The sequence below is a fragment of the Pseudomonas azotoformans genome (genome assembly GCF_900103345.1).
GTDB classification, from domain to species: domain Bacteria; phylum Pseudomonadota; class Gammaproteobacteria; order Pseudomonadales; family Pseudomonadaceae; genus Aquipseudomonas; species Aquipseudomonas azotoformans.
On sequence record NZ_LT629702.1, the window covers coordinates 5,390,718 to 5,410,266 of the forward strand.

Annotated in this window: 19 protein-coding genes; 11 read left to right on the top strand and 8 right to left on the bottom strand. The window is 61.0% G+C overall.

Features of this window, described 5'->3' with window-relative positions; translation table 11 throughout:
• Positions 1-83 precede the first annotated feature (83 nt).
• From amaA to BLR69_RS24475, 8 genes are all read left to right on the top strand, one after another.
• Entirely contained in the window at positions 84-1,367 is a 1,284-nt protein-coding gene (amaA, locus tag BLR69_RS24440) for an L-pipecolate oxidase (protein WP_071497223.1), read from the top strand.
• A 374-nt stretch (positions 1,368-1,741) separates the two neighbouring features.
• Positions 1,742-2,878, top strand: a complete 1,137-nt coding sequence (locus BLR69_RS24445; RefSeq protein ID WP_071497224.1) for a branched-chain amino acid ABC transporter substrate-binding protein — start codon at positions 1,742-1,744, stop codon at positions 2,876-2,878.
• 201 nt (positions 2,879-3,079) lie between these two features.
• Entirely contained in the window at positions 3,080-3,994 is a 915-nt protein-coding gene (locus BLR69_RS24450; RefSeq protein WP_071497225.1) for an ABC transporter permease subunit, read from the top strand.
• 2 nt (positions 3,995-3,996) lie between these two features.
• Positions 3,997-5,274: a high-affinity branched-chain amino acid ABC transporter permease LivM gene (livM, locus tag BLR69_RS24455; RefSeq protein WP_058423438.1), complete on the top strand. Its 1,278-nt coding sequence runs from the start codon at positions 3,997-3,999 to the stop codon at positions 5,272-5,274.
• On the top strand, positions 5,271-6,146 hold the full coding sequence (locus tag BLR69_RS24460; protein ID WP_071497226.1) for an ABC transporter ATP-binding protein: 876 nt from the start codon (positions 5,271-5,273) through the stop codon (positions 6,144-6,146). The genes livM and BLR69_RS24460 overlap by 4 nt, the downstream gene beginning before the upstream one ends.
• Positions 6,143-6,859: an ABC transporter ATP-binding protein gene (locus tag BLR69_RS24465; protein ID WP_058423436.1), complete on the top strand. Its 717-nt coding sequence runs from the start codon at positions 6,143-6,145 to the stop codon at positions 6,857-6,859. The genes BLR69_RS24460 and BLR69_RS24465 overlap by 4 nt, the downstream gene beginning before the upstream one ends.
• 787 nt (positions 6,860-7,646) lie before the next feature.
• Positions 7,647-8,414 carry an SDR family oxidoreductase gene (locus BLR69_RS24470; protein ID WP_071497227.1) on the top strand — a complete coding sequence of 256 codons (768 nt, stop codon included), beginning with the start codon at positions 7,647-7,649 and terminating at the stop codon, positions 8,412-8,414.
• Positions 8,415-8,631: 217 nt separating this feature from the next.
• A complete protein-coding gene (locus tag BLR69_RS24475) occupies positions 8,632-9,537 on the top strand; it encodes a cation diffusion facilitator family transporter (protein WP_071497228.1) in 906 nt (301 codons plus the stop codon).
• Between the two features lie 120 nt (positions 9,538-9,657).
• On the opposite strand, the gene BLR69_RS24480 is transcribed toward BLR69_RS24475, so the two are convergent.
• From BLR69_RS24480 to ureE, 5 genes are all read right to left on the bottom strand, one after another.
• The gene (locus tag BLR69_RS24480; RefSeq protein ID WP_071497229.1) at positions 9,658-10,767 is read right to left on the bottom strand and encodes an AGE family epimerase/isomerase; all 1,110 of its coding nucleotides are present in this window, start codon (positions 10,765-10,767) and stop codon (positions 9,658-9,660) included.
• A 182-nt stretch (positions 10,768-10,949) separates the two neighbouring features.
• Positions 10,950-11,522, bottom strand: a complete 573-nt coding sequence (locus BLR69_RS24485) for a HupE/UreJ family protein (protein ID WP_076955264.1) — start codon at positions 11,520-11,522, stop codon at positions 10,950-10,952.
• Between the two features lie 22 nt (positions 11,523-11,544).
• Positions 11,545-12,159, bottom strand: coding sequence for an urease accessory protein UreG (ureG, locus tag BLR69_RS24490; RefSeq protein ID WP_071491647.1), 615 nt, complete (start codon positions 12,157-12,159; stop codon positions 11,545-11,547).
• 12 nt (positions 12,160-12,171) lie between these two features.
• Positions 12,172-12,846: an urease accessory protein UreF gene (locus BLR69_RS24495; protein ID WP_071492960.1), complete on the bottom strand. Its 675-nt coding sequence runs from the start codon at positions 12,844-12,846 to the stop codon at positions 12,172-12,174.
• The gene (gene ureE, locus BLR69_RS24500) at positions 12,843-13,343 is read right to left on the bottom strand and encodes an urease accessory protein UreE (protein ID WP_071492961.1); all 501 of its coding nucleotides are present in this window, start codon (positions 13,341-13,343) and stop codon (positions 12,843-12,845) included. Before ureE ends, BLR69_RS24495 begins: the two co-directional genes overlap by 4 nt.
• Positions 13,344-13,618: 275 nt before the next feature.
• On the opposite strand from ureE, the gene BLR69_RS24505 reads away from it, so the two are divergent.
• Positions 13,619-14,116: a C40 family peptidase gene (locus BLR69_RS24505; protein ID WP_071492962.1), complete on the top strand. Its 498-nt coding sequence runs from the start codon at positions 13,619-13,621 to the stop codon at positions 14,114-14,116.
• Positions 14,117-14,121: 5 nt separating this feature from the next.
• On the opposite strand, the gene BLR69_RS24510 is transcribed toward BLR69_RS24505, so the two are convergent.
• Together BLR69_RS24510 and BLR69_RS24515 are read right to left on the bottom strand one after the other, a co-directional pair.
• A complete protein-coding gene (locus tag BLR69_RS24510) occupies positions 14,122-14,754 on the bottom strand; it encodes a TetR family transcriptional regulator (protein ID WP_058423535.1) in 633 nt (210 codons plus the stop codon).
• 151 nt (positions 14,755-14,905) lie between these two features.
• Entirely contained in the window at positions 14,906-15,358 is a 453-nt protein-coding gene (locus BLR69_RS24515; RefSeq protein ID WP_071492963.1) for a hypothetical protein, read from the bottom strand.
• 359 nt (positions 15,359-15,717) lie between these two features.
• Here BLR69_RS24515 and BLR69_RS24520 point away from each other — a divergent pair, with 359 nt between their 5' ends.
• Positions 15,718-17,787, top strand: coding sequence for an AsmA family protein (locus BLR69_RS24520; protein WP_071492964.1), 2,070 nt, complete (start codon positions 15,718-15,720; stop codon positions 17,785-17,787).
• A 102-nt stretch (positions 17,788-17,889) separates the two neighbouring features.
• Here BLR69_RS24520 and BLR69_RS24525 read toward each other — a convergent pair whose 3' ends face one another.
• Complete coding sequence (locus BLR69_RS24525) at positions 17,890-18,420, bottom strand: ferritin-like domain-containing protein (RefSeq protein WP_010213553.1); 531 nt, start codon at positions 18,418-18,420, stop codon at positions 17,890-17,892.
• Positions 18,421-18,588: 168 nt separating this feature from the next.
• Here BLR69_RS24525 and BLR69_RS24530 point away from each other — a divergent pair, with 168 nt between their 5' ends.
• Positions 18,589-19,479 carry an esterase/lipase family protein gene (locus BLR69_RS24530; protein WP_071492965.1) on the top strand — a complete coding sequence of 297 codons (891 nt, stop codon included), beginning with the start codon at positions 18,589-18,591 and terminating at the stop codon, positions 19,477-19,479.
• The last annotated feature ends 70 nt before the right edge of the window (positions 19,480-19,549 follow it).

Genomic DNA, 19,549 nt, shown 5'->3' on the forward strand with positions numbered 1-19,549 from the left:
GAGCAAGCCCGCTCCCACATTTGATTGGATTACCAAGTTGAAACTGAATTGAGTTGTTTGTTAGGTCTCATCGGAGTCTGGCAATGCCATTACGCGAAACATGTTTGTGGGAACACCTTACCCCCAGCCGTCCGGATCGCGCTGCGCTCAACGGCGAGGTCAAGGTGGATGTGTGTGTGATCGGCGCCGGGATCACCGGTTTGTCGGCGGCCATTCATTTGCTGGAACAGGGTAAAAGCGTGGCCGTGCTGGAGGCGCATCGCACCGGCCATGGTGGTTCGGGGCGCAACGTGGGGCTGGTCAACGCCGGGATGTGGATTCCGCCGGACGAGATCGAAGCCGGTTTCGGCGAGGCGGTGGGCAGCCAGCTCAACCGCATGCTGGGCGCGGCACCGTCGCTGGTGTTCAGCCTGATCGACAAATACAACATCGATTGCCAGTTGCGCCGTGAGGGCACCTTGCACATGGCGCACAACGCCCGTGGCGAGGCGGACCTGCGCAGTCGTGAAGAACAGTGGAAGCGCCGTGGCGCACCGGTGGAACTGCTCACCGGCCAGGCTTGCGAGCAGGCCACGGGCACCCGGAAGATCGCCGCCGCCTTGCTAGACCGGCGTGCCGGCACCTTGAACCCGATGGCCTACACCAGTGGCCTGGCCAATGCTGCCGCCGGGCTGGGCGGGCAGTTGTTCGATCATTCACCGGTTACTCGACTTGAGCGCCAGGGTGCGCATTGGTCGGTGCAGACCGCCCAGGGCTCAGTGCAGGCTGCACAGGTGGTGATCGCCTCCAACGCCTACACAGAAGGCGAATGGACTGAACTGCGGCGCAATTTTTTCCCCGGTTATTACTACCAGGTCGCATCAGCTCCGCTGACGGACGCCGCTGCTGAACAGATTTTGCCCGGCGGCCAGGGCTCCTGGGATACACGCCAGGTCTTGAGCAGCATCCGCCGCGACGCCGACGGCCGCCTGTTGCTCGGCAGCCTGGGCAATGGCAACCAGAAACCCACCTGGTTCCTCAAGGCGTGGGCCGATCGGGTGCAGCAGCATTACTTCCCGTACCTCAAATCGGTGCAGTGGGAATACACCTGGACCGGCTGCATCGCCTTCACCCCCGACCACTTGATGCGCCTGTTCGAGCCCGCCCCGGGCCTTGTGGCCGTAACGGGCTATAACGGTCGTGGCGTGACCACCGGCAGCGTGGTCGGCAAGGCGTTTGCCGACTATTTGTGTCACCAGAATCCCCAGGCCTTGCCGATTCCCTTCGCGCCCATGCAACCGGTGTCTGGAGTAGGGCTGCGCAGCTGTCTGTATGAAGCAGGTTTCTCGCTTTATCACGCAGGCCAATGCTTGAGGATCGTGATCTGATCAGCGAAGTACCAACCAAAAGCCTGCATTTTCTTAGCAGGCTACTAATCTGTATTGGTGCAAGTCGTAGCAGTCACGCACTGTAAATGTGCAGTTCCGTTACGCAGGCTGTTACAGCTGTAGGAACTGTCGTTTATAGCTTTGGTTGCAGGTGCGACCTGCCGAGGTTGTACTTTTTCGATTCATTGGTTGCACCTCTTGACGCTAGAGGGTTGCACGTCCTGGCGAACGGAGCCGAAACGCCTGCAATAACAATGACACCGTGTCTTTTTGAAGAATAAAAACGTACTGGCACGCGGCTTGCTCTGAGCTTTCGGTGAAAGGTTTGAATGCAAGTTGTCGTGCCAAAAATCAAAAATATCGGAGCACCACTCATGTCCCAGACGTTTTACAAGAAAGGTTTTCTGGCCCTCGCCGTTGCAGCGGCGCTGGGTGTTTCTACGTTTGTTCAAGCTGATGTGAAAATTGGCGTGGCGGGCCCGATGACGGGTGCCAACGCGGCTTTCGGTGAGCAGTACATGAAGGGTGCCCAGGCGGCAGCCGATGTGATCAACAAGGCCGGTGGCATCAACGGCGAAAAAATCGTGCTGGTGGCCGGCGACGACGCCTGCGAACCCAAGCAGGCTGTAGCCGTGGCCAACCGCCTGGCGGACCAGGACAAAGTGATCGGCGTGGTCGGGCACTTCTGCTCCTCCAATACCATCCCGGCGTCCGAGGTGTACGACGAAGCTGGCATCATCGCAATCACCCCTGGCTCCACCAACCCGCAGGTTACCGAGCGCGGCTTGGGCGCCATGTTCCGGATGTGCGGGCGTGACGACCAGCAAGGCATCGTGGCCGGCGACTACATCGTCGACGTGCTCAAGGGCAAGAAAGTCGCGGTTATCAACGACAAGGACACCTACGGCAAAGGCCTGGCCGACGCCACCGCTGCCCAGCTGACCAAGCGCGGCGTCAAGCCAGTGCTGGAAGAAGGCCTGACCCGTGGCGAGAAAGACTTCAGCGCCCTGGTCACCAAGATCCGCTCCACCGGTGCCGACGTCGTGTACTTCGGCGGCCTGCACCCGGAAGCCGGTCCACTGGTTCGCCAGATCCGTGAAGCGGGTCTGAAAGACGTGAAGTTCATGTCCGATGACGGCGTGGTCACCGACGAACTGGTTGCCACCGCTGGCGGTAAGCAATATGTCGACGGCGTGTACATGACCTTCGGCGCCGACCCGCGCCTGCTGCCGGACAGCAAGGCGGTGGTGGAGGAGTTCCGCAAGAACGGCACCGAGCCTGAAGGCTACACCCTGTACGCCTACGCGTCGGTCCAGGCCCTGGCCGCCGGCTTCAACGGCGCCAAGTCCAACAAGGGCGAAGACGCTGCCAAGTGGCTCAAGGCTCACCCGGTGAAAACCGTCATGGGCGAGAAAGCCTGGGATGCCAAGGGCGACCTGAAAATCTCCGACTACGTGGTTTACCAGTGGGATAAAGACGGCAAATACCACCAGCTGGAAAAACAGAAGTAATTACAAACACCGCGGACCCAATGTGGGAGCGGGCTTGCTCGCGAAAGCGGAGTGTCAGTCTCTGAATGTGTTTCTGACACACCGCATTCGCGAGCAAGCCCGCTCCCACAGGGGGACTGTGTCGTGATCGAGATCTGTTTTTTCCTCCAGAAGCGCCGCACACCTCCCGGTGTGCAGGTGCTCACCGCGTGAGATTGCGTTATGGATGGTATTTTCCTGCAGCAACTGGTCAACGGCCTGACCCTCGGGTCGGTCTATGGCCTGATCGCCATCGGCTACACAATGGTCTATGGCATCATTGGCATGATCAACTTCGCCCACGGCGAGGTTTATATGATTTCCGCTTACCTCGCGGCGATCAGTCTGGCACTGCTGGCTTACTTCGGCATCGAATCCTTCCCGCTGCTCATTCTTGGCACCTTGATCTTCACCGTGGTCGTCACCGGCGTGTACGGTTGGGTCATCGAGCGTGTCGCCTACAAACCACTGCGCAACTCCACCCGACTGGCACCGCTGATCAGCGCCATCGGTATCTCCCTGATCCTGCAGAACTACGCGCAGATCGCCCAGGGCGCGAAGCAACAAGGCATTCCCACCCTGCTGGCAGGCGCCTGGCGCGTCGATTTCGGCACAGGGTTCGTCCAGCTCACCTACACCAAGGTCTTCATCCTCGTGGCGGCGTTCGCCGGCATGGCGTTGCTCACCTACGTGATCAAGTACACCAAGCTCGGCCGCATGTGCCGCGCCACCCAGCAAGACCGCAAGATGGCGTCGATCCTCGGCATCAACACCGACCAGGTGATCTCCTATGTGTTCGTCATCGGTGCCGCCATGGCGGCATTGGCCGGCGTGCTCATCACCCTCAACTACGGCACCTTCGACTTCTATGCCGGCTTCATCATCGGCATCAAGGCGTTCACCGCGGCGGTACTCGGCGGCATCGGCTCCCTGCCTGGGGCGATGTTGGGCGGGATCATCCTCGGTATCTCCGAGTCGCTGTTCTCGGGGTTGATCAACTCTGACTACAAAGACGTGTTCAGTTTCTCCCTGCTGGTGGTGATTCTGATTTTCCGTCCCCAGGGCCTGCTTGGTCGCCCACTCGTGGCGAAGGTGTAAACATGTCTGCTGCCAAATCAATCGATATCAAGAAAAGTGTGGTCGATACGATCCTTGCCGGGCTGATTTCGCTGATCGTGTTCGGTCCGATCGTCGGCGTGGTGCTCGACGGCTACAGCTTCAATCTGGAACCGGCCCGCGTCGGCCTGCTGGTGGCCATCGTGATGGTCGGCCGCTTTGCCATGAGCCTGTTCCTGCAAACCCCCAAGGGCCTGAAGATTTTGCAGGGCTTCGAAAGCAGCGGCTCCGGCGTGCATGTGCTGGCGCCGGACTACAAGTCGCGGCTGCGCTGGATCATCCCGGCGCTGATTGTGATCGCCATCGTGTTCCCGATCTTCGCCAACAAGTACCTGCTCACCGTGGTGATCCTCGGGCTGATCTACGTGTTGCTCGGCCTGGGCCTCAACATCGTGGTGGGCCTGGCCGGCTTGCTCGACCTGGGTTACGTGGCGTTCTACGCCATTGGCGCCTACGGCCTGGCACTGGGTTACCAATACCTGGGCCTGGGCTTCTGGACGGTGTTGCCGCTGGCGGCCATCGCGGCGGCATTGGCGGGGTGCATACTCGGGTTCCCGGTGTTGCGAATGCACGGTGACTATTTGGCTATCGTGACCCTGGGCTTCGGTGAAATCATCCGCCTGGTGCTCAACAACTGGCTGTCGTTTACCGGCGGACCGAATGGCATGCCGGTGCCTTCACCGACCTTCCTCGGCCTGGAGTTCGGCAAGCGCGCGAAGGATGGCGGGGTTCCCTTCCATGAATTCTTCGGCATCGACTACAACCCCAACATCAAATTCCTGTTCATCTACATCGTGCTGTTCCTGGTGGTACTGGCCGTGCTGTACATCAAGCACCGCCTGACCCGCATGCCAGTGGGCCGCGCCTGGGAAGCCCTGCGCGAAGATGAAATCGCCTGCCGCTCCATGGGCCTGAACCACGTGCTGGTCAAGCTCTCGGCGTTCACTATCGGTGCATCGACGGCCGGTCTGGCCGGGGTGTTCTTTGCCAGTTACCAGGGCTTCGTCAACCCGTCGTCGTTCACCTTCTTCGAGTCGGCGCTGATCCTGGCCATCGTGGTGTTGGGCGGCATGGGCTCCACGGTGGGCGTGGTGATTGCGGCGTTCGTATTGACCGTCGCGCCGGAGCTGCTGCGCAGCTTCTCCGAATACCGCGTGCTGCTGTTTGGCGTGTTGATGGTGGTGATGATGATCTGGCGACCGCGAGGCCTGATCCGCATCAGCCGTACCGGTGTGACACCACGCAAGGGGGTAGCGCCATGAGCAAGGAAGTCGTCCTCAGCGTGGAACATTTGATGATGCACTTCGGTGGCATCAAGGCCTTGAGCGATGTGAGCCTCAAGGTCGAACGCAACTCGATCTTCGCCCTGATCGGCCCCAACGGCGCCGGCAAGACCACGGTGTTCAACTGCCTCACCGGCTTCTACAAAGCCAGCGGCGGCAAGATCGAACTGAACATCCGCGGCAAGCAGACCAATGTGATCCAGTTGCTCGGCGAGCGCTTCCAGCCGACCGACTTCGTGTCACCGAAAAGCTTCTTCAGCCGTATGTACTACAAGATGTTCGGCGGCACCCATCTGGTCAACCGTGCCGGTCTTGCCCGGACGTTCCAGAACATCCGCCTGTTCAAGGAAATGTCGGTACTGGAAAACCTGCTGGTGGCCCAGCACATGTGGGTCAACCGCAACATGCTGGCGGGCATCCTCAACACCAAGGGCTACCGCAAGGCCGAAAGCGACGCCCTCGACCACGCCTTCTACTGGCTGGAAGTGGTGGACCTGGTGGACTGCGCCAACCGCCTGGCCGGTGAACTCTCCTACGGCCAGCAGCGCCGCCTGGAAATCGCCCGCGCCATGTGCACCCGGCCGCAGATCATCTGCCTGGACGAACCCGCTGCGGGCCTCAACCCCCAGGAAACCGAAGCCCTCAGCGCGATGATTCGCCTGTTGCGCGACGAACACGACCTTACGGTGGTGCTGATCGAACACGACATGGGCATGGTGATGAGTATTTCCGACCACATCGTGGTACTGGACCACGGCAACGTGATCGCCGAGGGCGGGCCGGACGCGATCCGCAACGACCCGAAAGTGATTGCCGCCTACCTGGGCGCCGACGAAGAGGAGCTGGTATGAGTGCACCTATCCTCGAAATGAAGGACCTGGACGTGTATTACGGCCCGATCCAGGCCCTGAAAAAAGTCTCGCTGCACATCAACGAAGGCGAAACCGTCAGCCTGATCGGCTCCAACGGCGCGGGCAAGTCCACGCTGCTGATGTCGATCTTCGGCCAGCCACGGGCCGAGTCGGGGCAGATCCTCTACAACGGTGTCGACATTACCCACAAGTCGTCCCACTACATCGCCTCCAACGGCATTGCGCAGTCGCCGGAAGGGCGGCGGGTGTTCCCCGACATGACCGTCGAGGAAAACCTGCTGATGGGCACCATCCCGATTGGCGACAAGTACGCTCAGGAAGACATGCAGCGCATGTTCGAGCTGTTCCCACGGCTCAAGGAACGGCGTACCCAGCGTGCCATGACCATGTCCGGTGGCGAGCAGCAGATGCTCGCCATTGCCCGGGCACTGATGAGTCGTCCGAAGTTGTTGCTGCTGGACGAGCCGAGCCTGGGCCTGGCGCCGATCGTGGTGAAGCAGATCTTCTCGACCCTGCGCGAGCTGGCGGCCACCGGGATGACTATCTTCCTGGTGGAGCAGAACGCCAACCATGCACTGCGCTTGTCGGACCGGGCGTACGTGATGGTCAACGGCGAGATCCGCCTGACCGGCACCGGCAAGGAATTGCTGGTGAACGAGGAAGTGCGCAACGCCTATTTGGGGGGGCATTAATCTAAAGCTTGACGCAAAACCCCTGTGGGAGCGGGCTTGCTCGCGAAAGCGGTGTATCAGTCAGTACATCTGGAACTGACACACCGCTTTCGCGAGCAAGCCCGCTCCCACATTTGCTTTTGTGGTGTTCACAGGTGCGCGACCAAATTGTGGAAAACAAATCCAGCCTCCCTCCAAAGCGCGACATATAGCCGCCGCAAATCCCTGTTTTGTCACAGTTTTGACTTGTCCCCATCTGCTGTGGAACCGGCTGTGGGTAACGTGGGTGTAGTTGGCTGAACGCCAATAAATACGTGGCCTGTAGCGAGATGCCTGTTTTTTGATCAGCGGCTTTTTGGCAACCGGTCGAGCCCGTTGTCAACCTGTTTAAAGACACAGGTATATGACCGAAATATGTCCCGCCAGCCTGTGGATAAGTCTGTGACTAAACTCTGGAAAGACCGCCGCAGAGGCCGGAATGACTGGCCTGGAGCCATCGTTCTGATTTCCGGTTTGCCGCTGGGCCTACATACGCCCAAGCCAAGGTCAAGCAAAAAACTTTGCAAAACCGTCTGTAGCCCTTGTGTATAAAGGCCTGAGCGATTTTGCACTTGCCCCCAAAGACTGTGGGCGCAGTTGTGGATAACCTGCGTGCATATGGCTGCGAGCCACGGTCTATATGGCTTTGTGTGAAGTGGTTAAAAAGTGATCAGGTCTGTATCAAGTTGTGTGGCCGGTGGTTGCCGCCATCGCGGCGTACGGGCATTCTGCTGGCTGTTTTTTTCCCGATGCTCGCAAGGAGAACACCATGTCCGACACGCTGTTTATTACTGGCGCAACCTCAGGTTTCGGCGAAGCCTGCGCTCGTCGTTTTGCCGAAGCCGGCTGGAAACTGGTGCTCACCGGCCGTCGCGCCGACCGCTTGAATGCGTTGGTCGAAGAGCTTTCCAAGCAGACCGAAGTGCATGGCCTGGTCGTGGACGTACGGGACCGCAAGGGCATGGAAGATGCCATCGCCAACCTGCCGCCGTCGTTCGCCACGCTGCGCGGGCTGATCAACAACGCCGGCCTGGCCGTGGGCACCGACCCTGCGCCCAAGTGCGATCTCGATGATTGGGAAACCATGGTCGACACCAACATCAAGGGCCTGCTGACCACCACCAGCCTGCTGCTGCCGCGCCTGATCGCCCACGGCCGTGGCGCCGGCATCATCAACCTCGGCTCCATCGCCGGCAGCTACCCGTACCCGGGCAGTCATGTGTACGGCGGTTCCAAGGCGTTCGTGAAGCAATTCTCGCTGAACCTGCGCTGCGACCTGCAGGGCACCGGCGTGCGTGTGACCAACATCGAGCCGGGCCTGTGCGAGAGCGAGTTCTCGCTGGTGCGTTTTGGCGGTGACCAGGCGCGGTATGACGCGACTTATGCAGGGGCAGAGCCGATCCAGCCGCAGGACATTGCTGACACGATCTTCTGGGTGATGAACACACCGGCGCATGTGAACATCAACCGCTTGGAACTGATGCCCGTGAGCCAGACCTGGGCTGGGTTTGCGATTGAGCGCGGGGCCAAGGGCTAAGCCACATACGCCATACCCTGTAGGAGCGAGCTTGCTCGCGAAAAACGCCAGCGATGACGCGGGCATTCTGAATACACGCGGCGGTCTCAGGTTCTTCGCGAGCAAGCTCGCTCCTACAATGAATGGCGGCAAATTGGCCAAAACAGGCCATAAGGTACACTCACCTCCTGAAAACCCCTCCGCACTCTGCGGATTCAAGGTTTTGACGGGAGGAAATGTGAGTAACCGAGGTGAGCAGGCACTGCTCAAACAATCGACCATCCTGATGTTCGCCGTGGCGATCGCCGGGATTGTCACGGGTGTGGTATCCGGCGCCCAGTCCATTCTGTTCGACGGCTTTTTCTCGCTGATCGCCACCGCCATCAAGGTGTTGATGCTGATCACGGCCAAGCTGATCGCCAAGAAAAGCAACGAGCGTTTCCAGTTCGGCTATTGGCACCTGGAGCCCATGGTGCTGCTGATCGAAGGCAGCTTCCTGTTGCTGATCGCCATCTACGCGTTCCTCAACGGTGTGTTCGGCATTATCAATGGCGGGCGTGAGATCGAGCTGGGGCTGGTGATCATCTATGCGGCGGTGTTTACCGTCGTCGAGTTCGCCTATTTCTTCTACGTGCGCTACCGCAACCGCACGCTGAAATCATCGCTGATCCAGTTCGACAACATCAGTTGGCTGGTGGACGCGATGCTCTCGGTGGGCCTGTTGATCAGCTTTCTGGCGGCCCTGCTGCTTAAGTCCCAGGGCTATGGCGAGTGGGCGGTGTACGTCGACCCGTTGATCCTGATCCTGCTGGCCCTGAGCATGCTGGCGCCGGCGTTGAAGATTTTGCGCCCGGCGTTGCGTGAGGTGCTGGGGATTGCGCCGGACCACCTGGACGACAAGGTGCGCGAGGTCATGGACGCGGCACAGGCCAAACATGGTTTCGACGACTACGTGTCCTACGTGCAAAAGCACGGGCGCGCACGGTTTATCGAGATTCATGTGGTGTTGCCGGCGGATTACCCGGTGGACAACGTCGCGACCCTGGATGGGTTGCGCGAAGAGATATCCACAGGGCTCGGCACGCCGGATGCGGCGCGCTGGTTGACGATCAGCTTTACCGGAGATCGTAAGTGGATTGCGTGAGGTCAGTGAGACCGAGTTGACGCCTTCGCGAGCAAGCCCGCTCCCACATTTCGACCGTGTTTCAAGGATGTACTCGGTCAAACTGTGGGAGCGGGCTTGCTCGCGAGGAGGCCCTGGCATTCACCCAAGATGCTGGATCAGACCCTGGTAGCAAGTCGCCAAATGATATGGGGTAGTCGAAGGCATATCCCACCGACTCACCACACCTTGGGCATCCAGGCATTCATTCCAGCCTTTTGCATGCAGAAAATGTTGTTGCAGCGCCAGCAACTGGCGTTGCAGCACCGCTTCGCTGTTCGGTCGCAAGGTCAGTGCCCGCAGGTACTCGGCCTGGGCCCAGATGCGCTGGGTGCCGTCACGCACTGTGCCATCCAGCGCCAACATGCCGCTGACGGCGCCGCTCGCGTTATCCACACCCTTCTCTTCGGCGTAGGCAAACGCCAGTGTCAGGGAGGCGTGCAACGGCGTATCGCGCAGTAACTCAGACGACTCCAGCAAGAAAAACCATTCGAACTGGTGCCCTGGCTCAAACCAGTTATCCACAGCACCCAGCGGTTTTTCCATCATCACGCCGTGCTGGCGGTCGATGAAGCGTTGCTGCATGGCGTGGGCCAGGTCCAGCAGGGCGTCCTGCGTGATGGCGTCGTCGCGCACGGCCAGGGTGGCGAGGAAGCCTTCGGCGAGGTGCATCAGCGGGTTTTGCAAGGGGCCGGACTTGAGGGACGACCAATTGCGCTCCAGCACCGCTTCGTACAGGCCGTCGCCTGTGGAAAACCGTTCGGCGACCACGGCCAGGGCGGCATTGAGCACCGACTCCACCAGCGGTTCACGCAACTTGGCCCAGTAATGGGCGCAGGCGAAGATGATGAACGCGTGGGTGTACAGGTCTTTGCGCTTGTCCAGCGGCCGGCCGGCGGGGTCGATGCTGTAGAACCAGCCGCCATGTTCGGCGTCGTGGAAGTGGCGTTGCAGCGAGCGGAACAACGCCGCTGCACGTTCTTCGGCAAAGGCCGCACCGGGCTCGCCGATCAGGCTGGCGAACAGGTACAGCTGCCGGGCGCAGGCCATGGCGCGGTAGCGTTGTGGGGGTAATGGCCGGTGGTCGGCGTCCAGCGCCTCGTAGGGCAATGCCAGGTCGGCATTCCAGCCGGGGCCTTGCCAGAGCGGCACGATCAGGCTGTGGAAGTGCGTGAGCACGGTGTTCAAGGAGGGTTGGGAAGCGCTGGGCATTGGCTGGCGTCGTCACGGCAGGGGTGTAGGCGCGCATGGTAGCAGGCTTGGGTTCTGTGTTGTTTGTACTGCCGCCTTCGCGAGCAAGCCCGCTCCCACAATGTGACCGAGTACTTCCTTGGAATACGGTCAAATTGTGGGAGCGGGCTTGCTCGCGAAGAGGCCCTTATCGACGCCGAAAATCAGCCCGCGAGCAACCAAGCCCCCGTCGCCGCCGAAGCCGCCCCCGCAACCCGCACCAACGGCGCCGCCGCCGCCGGCAGGAAGCGCACCACCGCGTAACCGGCAGCATGCAGTACAGCGGTCGCCGCGACAAAACCCGCCGCATACGCCCACGGGCTGGACATGTCCGGCAGCTCCAGGCCATGGGCCACGCCATGGAACAGTGCGAACAAGGCTGTCGCGCCGACCGCCACGAACAACGGCGGACGCACCGCCAGCGCGACTGCCAGGCCCAGGGCCAACACCGACGCGGCAATCCCGCTTTCCAGCGCCGGCAACGCCAGGCCTTCAAACCCCAGCACGCCGCCGATCAGCATGGTGCCCACGAAGGTGCACGGCAGTGCCCAGCGCGCGGCGCCTTTTTGTTGGGCGGCCCACAAGCCGACCGCCACCATGGCCAACAAGTGGTCGATGCCGCTCAGGGGATGGCTGATGCCGGCCACCAGGCCGTTGTCGCCGTGGCCCGGGTGGGCGAAGGCCAGGGCAGGGGCCAGCAGCAGGGCGGCGGCGGTCAGCAGTTTCTTGAGGTTCATGGACAGGTTCCTTATGGGTTGATCAGGCGGCGGTCAGCAGGCCTTGGCGTTCGATGAAGGCGACGATGTCATCCAGGCCGACGCCGGTTTTCTGGTTGCTGAACACAAAGGGTTTGCCGTTGCGCATGCGCGTGGTGTCGCTGTTCATCAGCTCCAGCGAGGCGCCGACCAACGGGGCCAGGTCGATCTTGTTGATCACCAGCAGGTCGGATTTGCAGATGCCCGGCCCGCCCTTGCGCGGCAGCTTGTCGCCGGCGGACACATCGATCACGTAGATGGTCAGGTCCGACAGTTCCGGGCTGAAGGTCGCCGACAGGTTGTCGCCGCCGGATTCCACCAGGATCAGGTCCAGGCCGGGGAAGCGGCGGTTGAGCTGGTCCACTGCCTCCAGGTTGATCGAGGCGTCTTCGCGGATCGCCGTATGCGGGCAGCCGCCGGTTTCCACGCCGATGATGCGTTCCGGTGCCAGGGCCTGGTTGCGCACCAGGAAGTCGGCGTCTTCGCGGGTATAGATGTCGTTGGTGACCACCGCCAGGTTGTAGCGATCGCGCAGCGCCAGGCACAGGGCCAGGGTCAGGGCGGTCTTGCCGGAACCCACCGGGCCGCCGATGCCGACGCGTAGAGGTTGTGCGTTCATGTGTGTTGTCTCCTAGGAACGGAACAGGCGGCTGTATTGGCGCTCGTGGGCCATGCACGCCAGGGACAGGCCAAAGGCGGCGCTGCCGAGTTGATCAGGGTCGATGTGGCTGGCGTCCTGCTGGGCTTGTTGCAACAGCGGCAGCAATTCGCTGGTCAGGCGTTGGGCGGCTTGCTGGCCGAGCGGCAGGGTTTTCATCAGCACCGCCAATTGGTTTTCCAGCCAGCTCCACAGCCACGCGGCGAGGGCGTCGGCCGGGCTGATATTCCAGGCGCGGGCGGCCAGCGCCCAGCCCAGGGCCAGATGCGGTTCGCCGCGCTGTTCGAGAAAGTTGCGGGCAGCGTCATCCAGTTCCGGCAGGCCATTGAGCAGTTGTTGCAGGGAGTAGCCCATCTGCCGGCTCTCCTGATACAGCTCGCGGGTCTCACGGCTGGCGCGGTGTTCTTCACACAACTGCGCCAGGCGCGACCAATCTGCCTCCAGGGCGGCCTGGCAATGGGCGAGCAGCAACGGCGCCTCGAAACGTGCGAGGTTGAGCAGCAACTGGTCGCTGATCCAGCGGCGCGCAGTGGCCGCATCGTTGACGCGGCCGTTCTCGACGGCCATTTCCAGGCCTTGTGAATAGCTGTAGCCGCCAATCGGCAATTGCGGACTGGCCAGACGCAGCAGCGCCCAGGCTGGGTTCATAGACGCACGCCAAACTGATGCAGCTTGGGTGGGTAGTTGAAGTCTTCATCACCATGGCGCGAATGATGATGGCCGCCGCCGTAGGCACCATGCTCCGGTTGAAACGGTGCTTCGATGGTTTCCGCCTGTGCACCCAACTGTTCGAGCATGGCCTTGAGCACGTAGTCGTCGAGCAGGCGCAACCAGCCGTCACCGACCTGCAACGCTACGTGGCGATTGCCCAGGTGATAGGCCGCACGGGTCAGTTCGAATGCACTGCTGCAGGTCACGTGTAAGAGTTGTTCAGGCCGGGCGCACACGCGTACGACGCGTCCGTCTTCAGCCTGCAGGAATTCGCCATCGTGCAGCGGTGGCTGGCCGCGCTCCAGGAAAAGGCCGACGTCTTCACCGTCGGCACTGAAACAGCGCAGGCGGCTTTTGCTGCGGGCTTCGAAGTTCAGCAGCAACTCGGCGGCCCAGAGGGCTTGGGGGGCGATTCGGCGGTGGATCACCAGCATCAGGCAGCTTCCAGCTATGAGCGATGAAACAGCTAGAGCAAGGGGCTTGCCAACCTCGCCGAGGTGTAGGAAATGCCTGTAGGCGTGTGAGTCGCGCCACTAAATAGGGCGAAAGGACATGGCGGCTATGCGCCAAAGTGGTGCGAAGTATTGCTTGTTGCACTGTGATGGGTGTTTTCGGATTTTCCCTACAGGGTCTAAGGAATCAGCGTTCATCAGGTTGCCTGCGAGATCTTTAGTCTGTGCGCCGTGTTTTATCCACAGCGACGTTCATCATGTTCAAGTCACTTTGTTATCTGTTTATTGTCAGCCTGACGTCTGTGCTTTCTCCGGCCTCCGCCAACCTGCAACACCACGCCTCTTTCTCCACGTCACTGAAAGAGGCATCCATCAATGATGTGATCGACCGTGCCCACCAACTGCTGGGAACCCCCTACAAATGGGGTGGCACCTCGGCGGATCAAGGCTTCGATTGCAGCAGTTTCCTGGTTTACCTGTTCAAGACCCAAGCCAATATCCAGATACCCCGCACGACGGTCGCGATGCACCGCTCCACGGCCCCGTCCATCAAACGCAACGCGCTCAAGCCCGGCGATGCGGTGTTTTTCAAGGGGAACGGGCGCGGCCGGGTCAGCCATGTGGGCCTTTACATCGGCGAGGGCAAATTTATTCATTCGCCGCGTACCGGCAAGAGCATCCGCATCGATTCGTTGAGCAACAGCTACTGGAACAGGAACTACACCACGGCCAAGCGCTTTCACTCAGCGGGATGATGGCGTTACTCGGTGCTGCCCAGGCCTTGCCAGTGCTTCAAGCCGATAAAGATAAAGCGCAATTGCTGGGTGATTTTTGCCTGGGGCGTGAGGTGGTCAGGCAGGGCCTGGGCCGGCGGGTCGATGATGTCGGGCAGGGTGGCGAATACACTTTTGACGATCAGGTCGGCCATCACGTGCAAACCTTCGGCATCCAGGTGCTGCAGCTTGGGCATCAGCGTCAGGTCGGCTGCCAGGTCGCGGGTGATGTCTTCGCGCAAGGCGCCGATCGCTTGGCGCACCGCGAGGCAGCCACCGTATTGTTCACGGGCCAGGAACAGGAATTGCGAACGGTTGGCCGAGACCACATCCAGAAAGATCCGCACGGAGGCATCGATAATGCCGCCCATCACGAACTCGTTGTGGCGCACCAGGCGTATGGTGGCGCGGAAGGTCTGGCCCACTTCGCTGACCAGGACGAGCCCAAGCTGGTCCATATCGGCAAAATGGCGGTAGAAACCGGTAGGTACGATGCCGGCCGTCTTCGCCACTTCCCGCAGGCTCAGGCTGCCAAACCCACGGCCACACTCCATCAGATGGCGGGCTGCGTCCATCAAGGCGAGGCGGGTCTGTTGCTTCTGTTCGGCGCGGGGCAGCATTGGCGGGCGGGCTTTGTCGGCAAGTACAGCGACGCACTCTAGCAAAACAGTTCTGCTGGCGTCGAACTTGGCAGGGGAAGGGCGTGACGCGACCTACAGGAAAGCAAAAGCCCGATCGACAGATCGGGCTTTTTTCTCGGCCACCACGGGGTTAGCTCTGTGCTTGATGCAGTTCTTGCAGACGGTCAGCGCCGCCTTCGGCAATACCTTGGGTGTAGGCACGTTCATTGGCTTGCTCAGCGCCACCTTCAACCAGGCCTTTCTGTTCAAGGCGATCACGGCCACCTTCGGCAACAGCATTGCGTTCCAGCAGGCGATCAGCGCCACCTTCAACCAGACCTTTCTGTTCCAGGCGGTTGCGACCGTTTTCGGTCAGGCCTTCGGTGTAAGCACGTTTGTTGGCGTGTTCCGAGCCATTCTCAGCAACAGCGCCTTTGGCGTAGTCACGGTTCTCTTCTTCTTGCGAACCGCTGCGAGCGACGGTCTGGCTGAAATGAGCGGCGTCGGCTTTGACTTGTGGGGTGACCTGTTCGGCGGCTGGCAGGGCAAAGGCACTGGAAGCCAGGATGGATAACAGGACGGTAGCGAGTACTTGGCGTTTCATGATGGGTTGCTCCTTGGGAGGGCGATAAAGTGGGTACAGGGCTAATGCTACTCTCGATAAGTCGATATAAAAGTTCATAAACACAATGGTAATAATCAACAGAATTGATTGTTCTAGGCGGAGGCTCTAGAACGGGCCTCTCAAGCACGCGGTTTTGCACCGGTGTGGGTATTTTCGACACGCAAGTGGGTAACAATGGTGCGGTGCTGCTGGGGAAATCTGTCGAAGTGGTCAGGAAGTGAGGTTTTTCCGGGCAAATCGGGGATTGGGTTAAACCCCCATGCGGTTTACCAGTCGTAGTCCTATAAGCTGTCCTTAAAGGCTGTCACCCAGCCAGTCGTATTCAGGAGTCCTGTGCAATGACGCGCACGCGTAAAATCGCCGCTTGGAGCTGCGCCAGCTTCGTTCTGTTAATCGCCATCGTGGTAGTGGTCCTGGTGTTCTTTGACTGGAACCGCATCAAGCCGCCTCTCAATGCCAAGGTCTCCGAAGAGTTGCATCGACCCTTTGCCATCAATGGCAACCTGGCCGTGGTGTGGGCGCGCGAGCCCGATGAAGGTGGTTGGCGCGCCTGGGTGCCCTGGCCGCACGTGATTGCCGAAGACCTGACCCTGGGCAACCCCGACTGGTCGAAAAACCCGCAGATGGTCACTCTCAAGAAGGTGGAACTGCGCATTTCGCCGCTGGCGCTGCTGGTGCAACGCGTGGTGATCCCGCGCATCGACCTCACCGAGCCCAGCGCGCAATTGCAGCGCCTGGCCGACGGTCGCGCCAACTGGACCTTCACGTTCGACCCCAAGGACCCCAACGCCGAGCCCTCCAACTGGGTGGTGGACATCGGCGCCATCGGTTTCGACAAAGGCCACGTGACCCTCGACGACCAGACCCTCAAGACCCAACTAGATGTGATCATCGATCCGCTGGGCAAACCCATTCCCTTCGGCGAAATCGTCGGCGACGCCGATGCCAAGAAGGCGCTGGAAAAAGGCTCCGCGCCGCAGGACTACGCGTTCGGCCTCAAGGTCAAAGGCCAGTACCACGGCCAGAAACTCGACGGCAGTGGCAAGATCGGCGGCCTGCTGGCCCTGCAAGACGCGGCCAAGCCGTTCCCGCTGCAAGCCCAGGTCAAGATTGCCGACACCAGCATCGCCCTGGCCGGCACCCTCACGGACCCACTGAATCTGGGCGCCCTGGACCTGCGCCTGAAGCTCGCCGGCTCCAGCCTGGGCAACCTCTACCCACTGACCGGCGTGACCTTGCCCGATTCACCAGCCTATTCCACCGATGGCCACCTGATCGCCAAGCTGCACGAGCCCAGCGGTGCCTCGTTCAGCTATGAAAACTTCAACGGCAAGATCGGCAACAGCGACATCCACGGCAGCCTTGCCTACGTCGCCAGCCAGCCACGGCCCAAGCTCAGCGGCACGCTGGTGTCCAACCAACTGCTGATGACCGACCTTGCGCCCCTCATCGGCGCTGACTCCAACGCCAAGCAAAAAGCCCGTGGCGGCGACAGCAAGCAGCCCGCGACCAAGGTGCTGCCGGTGGAAGAGTTCCGCACCGAGCGCTGGCGCGTGATGGATGCCGATGTGGAATTCACCGGCAAACGCATCGTGCACAGTGCCGATCTGCCGTTCACCGACCTCTACACCCACCTGGTGCTGAATGACGGCGAACTGAGCGTTGAGCCCCTGCGTTTTGGCGTGGCCGGCGGCAAGCTGGATGCGCAGATTCGCCTGAATGGCCGCACCACGCCGATGGAAGGCCGCGCCAAACTCACTGCGCGCAACTTCAAGCTCAAGCAACTGTTCCCGACCTTCGAACCGATGAAGACCAGCTTCGGTGAACTCAATGGCGATGCCGATATTTCCGGGCGCGGCAACTCGGTGGCGGCATTGCTGGGCACCTCCAACGGTGACCTGAAGATGCTGATCAACGACGGCGCGATCAGCCGTGGCCTGATGGAAATCGCCGGGCTCAACGTGGGCAACTACGTGGTGGGTCGCCTGTTCGGCGATAAGGAAGTGAAGATCAACTGCGCGGCGGCGAACTTCGGCATCAAGACCGGCCTGGCGACCACTCGCCTGTTTGTGTTCGATACCGAGAACGCGATCATCTATATCGATGGCACGGCGAATATGGCCACGGAGCAGCTTGATCTCACCATCACCCCGGAATCGAAAGGCTTCCGCCTGTTCTCCCTGCGTTCACCGCTGTACGTCAACGGGCCGTTCATCAAGCCGAATGCGGGTGTGAAGGCCATTCCGTTGGCATTGCGTGGTGCCGGCATGGTGGCGCTGGGCGTGATTGCCGGGCCGGCGGCCGGGTTGCTGGCGCTGGTTGCGCCAAGCGGCGGGGAGCCGAACGAATGCGCGCCGCTGCTGCAACAGATGAAAGAAGGCAAGGCGCCGAAAACCGTGAAAGGCTAACTGCAAATGTGGGAGGGGGCTTGCCCCCGATGGCGGTAGACCAGTCGACATCTCAATTGACTGATCCACCGCTATCGGGGGCAAGCCCCCTCCCACATGGGGTTACAGGCTTTCTAGAATATCCGCCATGTCGTCCGCATGCTCTTCTTCCTGCGCCAGGATCTCTTCGAACAGGCGGCGCGTAGTCGGGTCTTTATCACCGATGTACTGGATGATTTCGCGGTAGCTGTCCACGGCGATCCGCTCGGCGACCAGGTCTTCGTAGACCATCTCCTTGAGGTCCTTGCCGGCCACGTATTGCGCGTGGGAGTTCTTCGACAGCAGGTCCGGGTTGAACTCCGGCTCGCCGCCCAACTGCACGATGCGTTCGGCGAGTTTGTCGGCGTGTTCGGCTTCCTGGGTGGCGTGTTCGAGGAACTCTTGCGCGGCAACGGCGGCCTTGATGCCGCTGGCCATGAAGTAATGACGCTTGTAGCGCAACACGCAGACCAGTTCGGTGGCCAGCGACGCATTGAGCAGGCGGATGATTTCTTCGCGGTCGGCGTCATAGCCCTCGGTCACGGCACCGTTTTCGACGTTCTGGCGGGCGCGGCTGCGCAGGGTCGCAACGTCAGTCAAGTTTGCTTCGGTCATCTCAATCTCCTGGGGCTAATCCGGTTTTGCGCCACGCTCTGTCGGCGTGATCGCTCCAAGTTGTGAGTCTTGGGGGACGCAAAAAGTTTTATTGGATTTATGTCACAACCTCGTCGTGGGGCTGGGCTAGCCTGTGGGCATCCTTTCCTGATCAAGGACGTTCGGCCCATGCCACAGTCATTAGCCACGCGTTACCCCCTGGTTTTGGTGCCCGGAATGCTCGGCTTCGTGCGCCTGGGCTGGTTCCCGTACTGGTATGGCATCGTCCCGGCATTGCGGGCGGGCGGGGCGCAGGTATTTCCCGTGCAAGTGGCGCCGCTGGACTCCAGTGAGGTGCGTGGCGAGCAACTGCTGGTGCAGATCGAACGCATTCGCCGCGAAACCGGTGCCGACAAGGTCAACCTGATCGGCCACAGCCAAGGCTCGCTCACCGCGCGGTATGCGGCGGCCAAGCGCCCCGAGTGGGTCGCCTCGGTGACCTCCGTGGCGGGCCCCAACCATGGCTCGGAGCTGGCGGACTATATCCACTTGCATTACCCCGCTGACGGCGTGAAGGGCCGGATCATGAGCGCGCTGTTTCACCTGGCCGCCTGGGTGATGGGCGTGCTCGAAACCGGCTATCGCGGGCCACGCTTCAAGGCCGACTTGCAGGCGTCCCATCACTCCCTGACCAGTGCCGGCGTGGCGCTATTCAACCAGCAATACCCGCAGGGGCTGCCGCAGACCTGGGGCGGGCAGGGCGCCGAAGAGGTCAACGGCGTGCGCTATTACTCATGGTCCGGCACCTTGCAGCCGGGCATCACCGACCGTGGCCGTAACCTGTTCGACGGCACGAACCGCAGCTGCCGCCTGTTCGCCCGCAGCTTCGTGCGGGAGAAGGGCCAGTGTGACGGCATGGTCGGGCGCTACAGCTCACACCTGGGGTTGGTGATCGGCGATGACTACGCACTGGATCACTTCGATATCGTCAACCAGTCCCTGGGCCTGGTGGGCAAGGGCGCGGAGCCGATCCGGCTGTTTGTCGAGCATGCGCAACGGCTCAAGGCTGCTGGAGTCTAGTCGGGAGACCGCGTTTTCGTTTTTCGCGAGCAAGCCCGCTCCCACATTCGACCGAGTTCCACCTTTGGAA

Excerpts from the sequence above, each read along its gene's own strand:
- BLR69_RS24470 (WP_071497227.1), top strand. The coding sequence starts at position 7,647 with ATGTCCGACACGCTGTTTATTACTGGCGCAACCTCAGGTTTCGGCGAA.
- BLR69_RS24460 (WP_071497226.1), top strand. The coding sequence starts at position 5,271 with ATGAGCAAGGAAGTCGTCCTCAGCGTGGAACATTTGATGATGCACTTC.
- BLR69_RS24485 (WP_076955264.1), bottom strand. The coding sequence starts at position 11,522 with ATGAACCTCAAGAAACTGCTGACCGCCGCCGCCCTGCTGCTGGCCCCT.
- BLR69_RS24520 (WP_071492964.1), top strand. The coding sequence starts at position 15,718 with ATGACGCGCACGCGTAAAATCGCCGCTTGGAGCTGCGCCAGCTTCGTT.
- BLR69_RS24465 (WP_058423436.1), top strand. The coding sequence starts at position 6,143 with ATGAGTGCACCTATCCTCGAAATGAAGGACCTGGACGTGTATTACGGC.
- BLR69_RS24505 (WP_071492962.1), top strand. The coding sequence starts at position 13,619 with ATGTTCAAGTCACTTTGTTATCTGTTTATTGTCAGCCTGACGTCTGTG.
- BLR69_RS24445 (WP_071497224.1), top strand. The coding sequence starts at position 1,742 with ATGTCCCAGACGTTTTACAAGAAAGGTTTTCTGGCCCTCGCCGTTGCA.
- livM (WP_058423438.1), top strand. The coding sequence starts at position 3,997 with ATGTCTGCTGCCAAATCAATCGATATCAAGAAAAGTGTGGTCGATACG.
- BLR69_RS24480 (WP_071497229.1), bottom strand. The coding sequence starts at position 10,767 with ATGCCCAGCGCTTCCCAACCCTCCTTGAACACCGTGCTCACGCACTTC.
- BLR69_RS24515 (WP_071492963.1), bottom strand. The coding sequence starts at position 15,358 with ATGAAACGCCAAGTACTCGCTACCGTCCTGTTATCCATCCTGGCTTCC.
- BLR69_RS24495 (WP_071492960.1), bottom strand. The coding sequence starts at position 12,846 with ATGAACCCAGCCTGGGCGCTGCTGCGTCTGGCCAGTCCGCAATTGCCG.
- BLR69_RS24530 (WP_071492965.1), top strand. The coding sequence starts at position 18,589 with ATGCCACAGTCATTAGCCACGCGTTACCCCCTGGTTTTGGTGCCCGGA.
- ureG (WP_071491647.1), bottom strand. The coding sequence starts at position 12,159 with ATGAACGCACAACCTCTACGCGTCGGCATCGGCGGCCCGGTGGGTTCC.
- amaA (WP_071497223.1), top strand. The coding sequence starts at position 84 with ATGCCATTACGCGAAACATGTTTGTGGGAACACCTTACCCCCAGCCGT.
- BLR69_RS24510 (WP_058423535.1), bottom strand. The coding sequence starts at position 14,754 with ATGCTGCCCCGCGCCGAACAGAAGCAACAGACCCGCCTCGCCTTGATG.
- ureE (WP_071492961.1), bottom strand. The coding sequence starts at position 13,343 with ATGCTGGTGATCCACCGCCGAATCGCCCCCCAAGCCCTCTGGGCCGCC.
- BLR69_RS24525 (WP_010213553.1), bottom strand. The coding sequence starts at position 18,420 with ATGACCGAAGCAAACTTGACTGACGTTGCGACCCTGCGCAGCCGCGCC.
- BLR69_RS24450 (WP_071497225.1), top strand. The coding sequence starts at position 3,080 with ATGGATGGTATTTTCCTGCAGCAACTGGTCAACGGCCTGACCCTCGGG.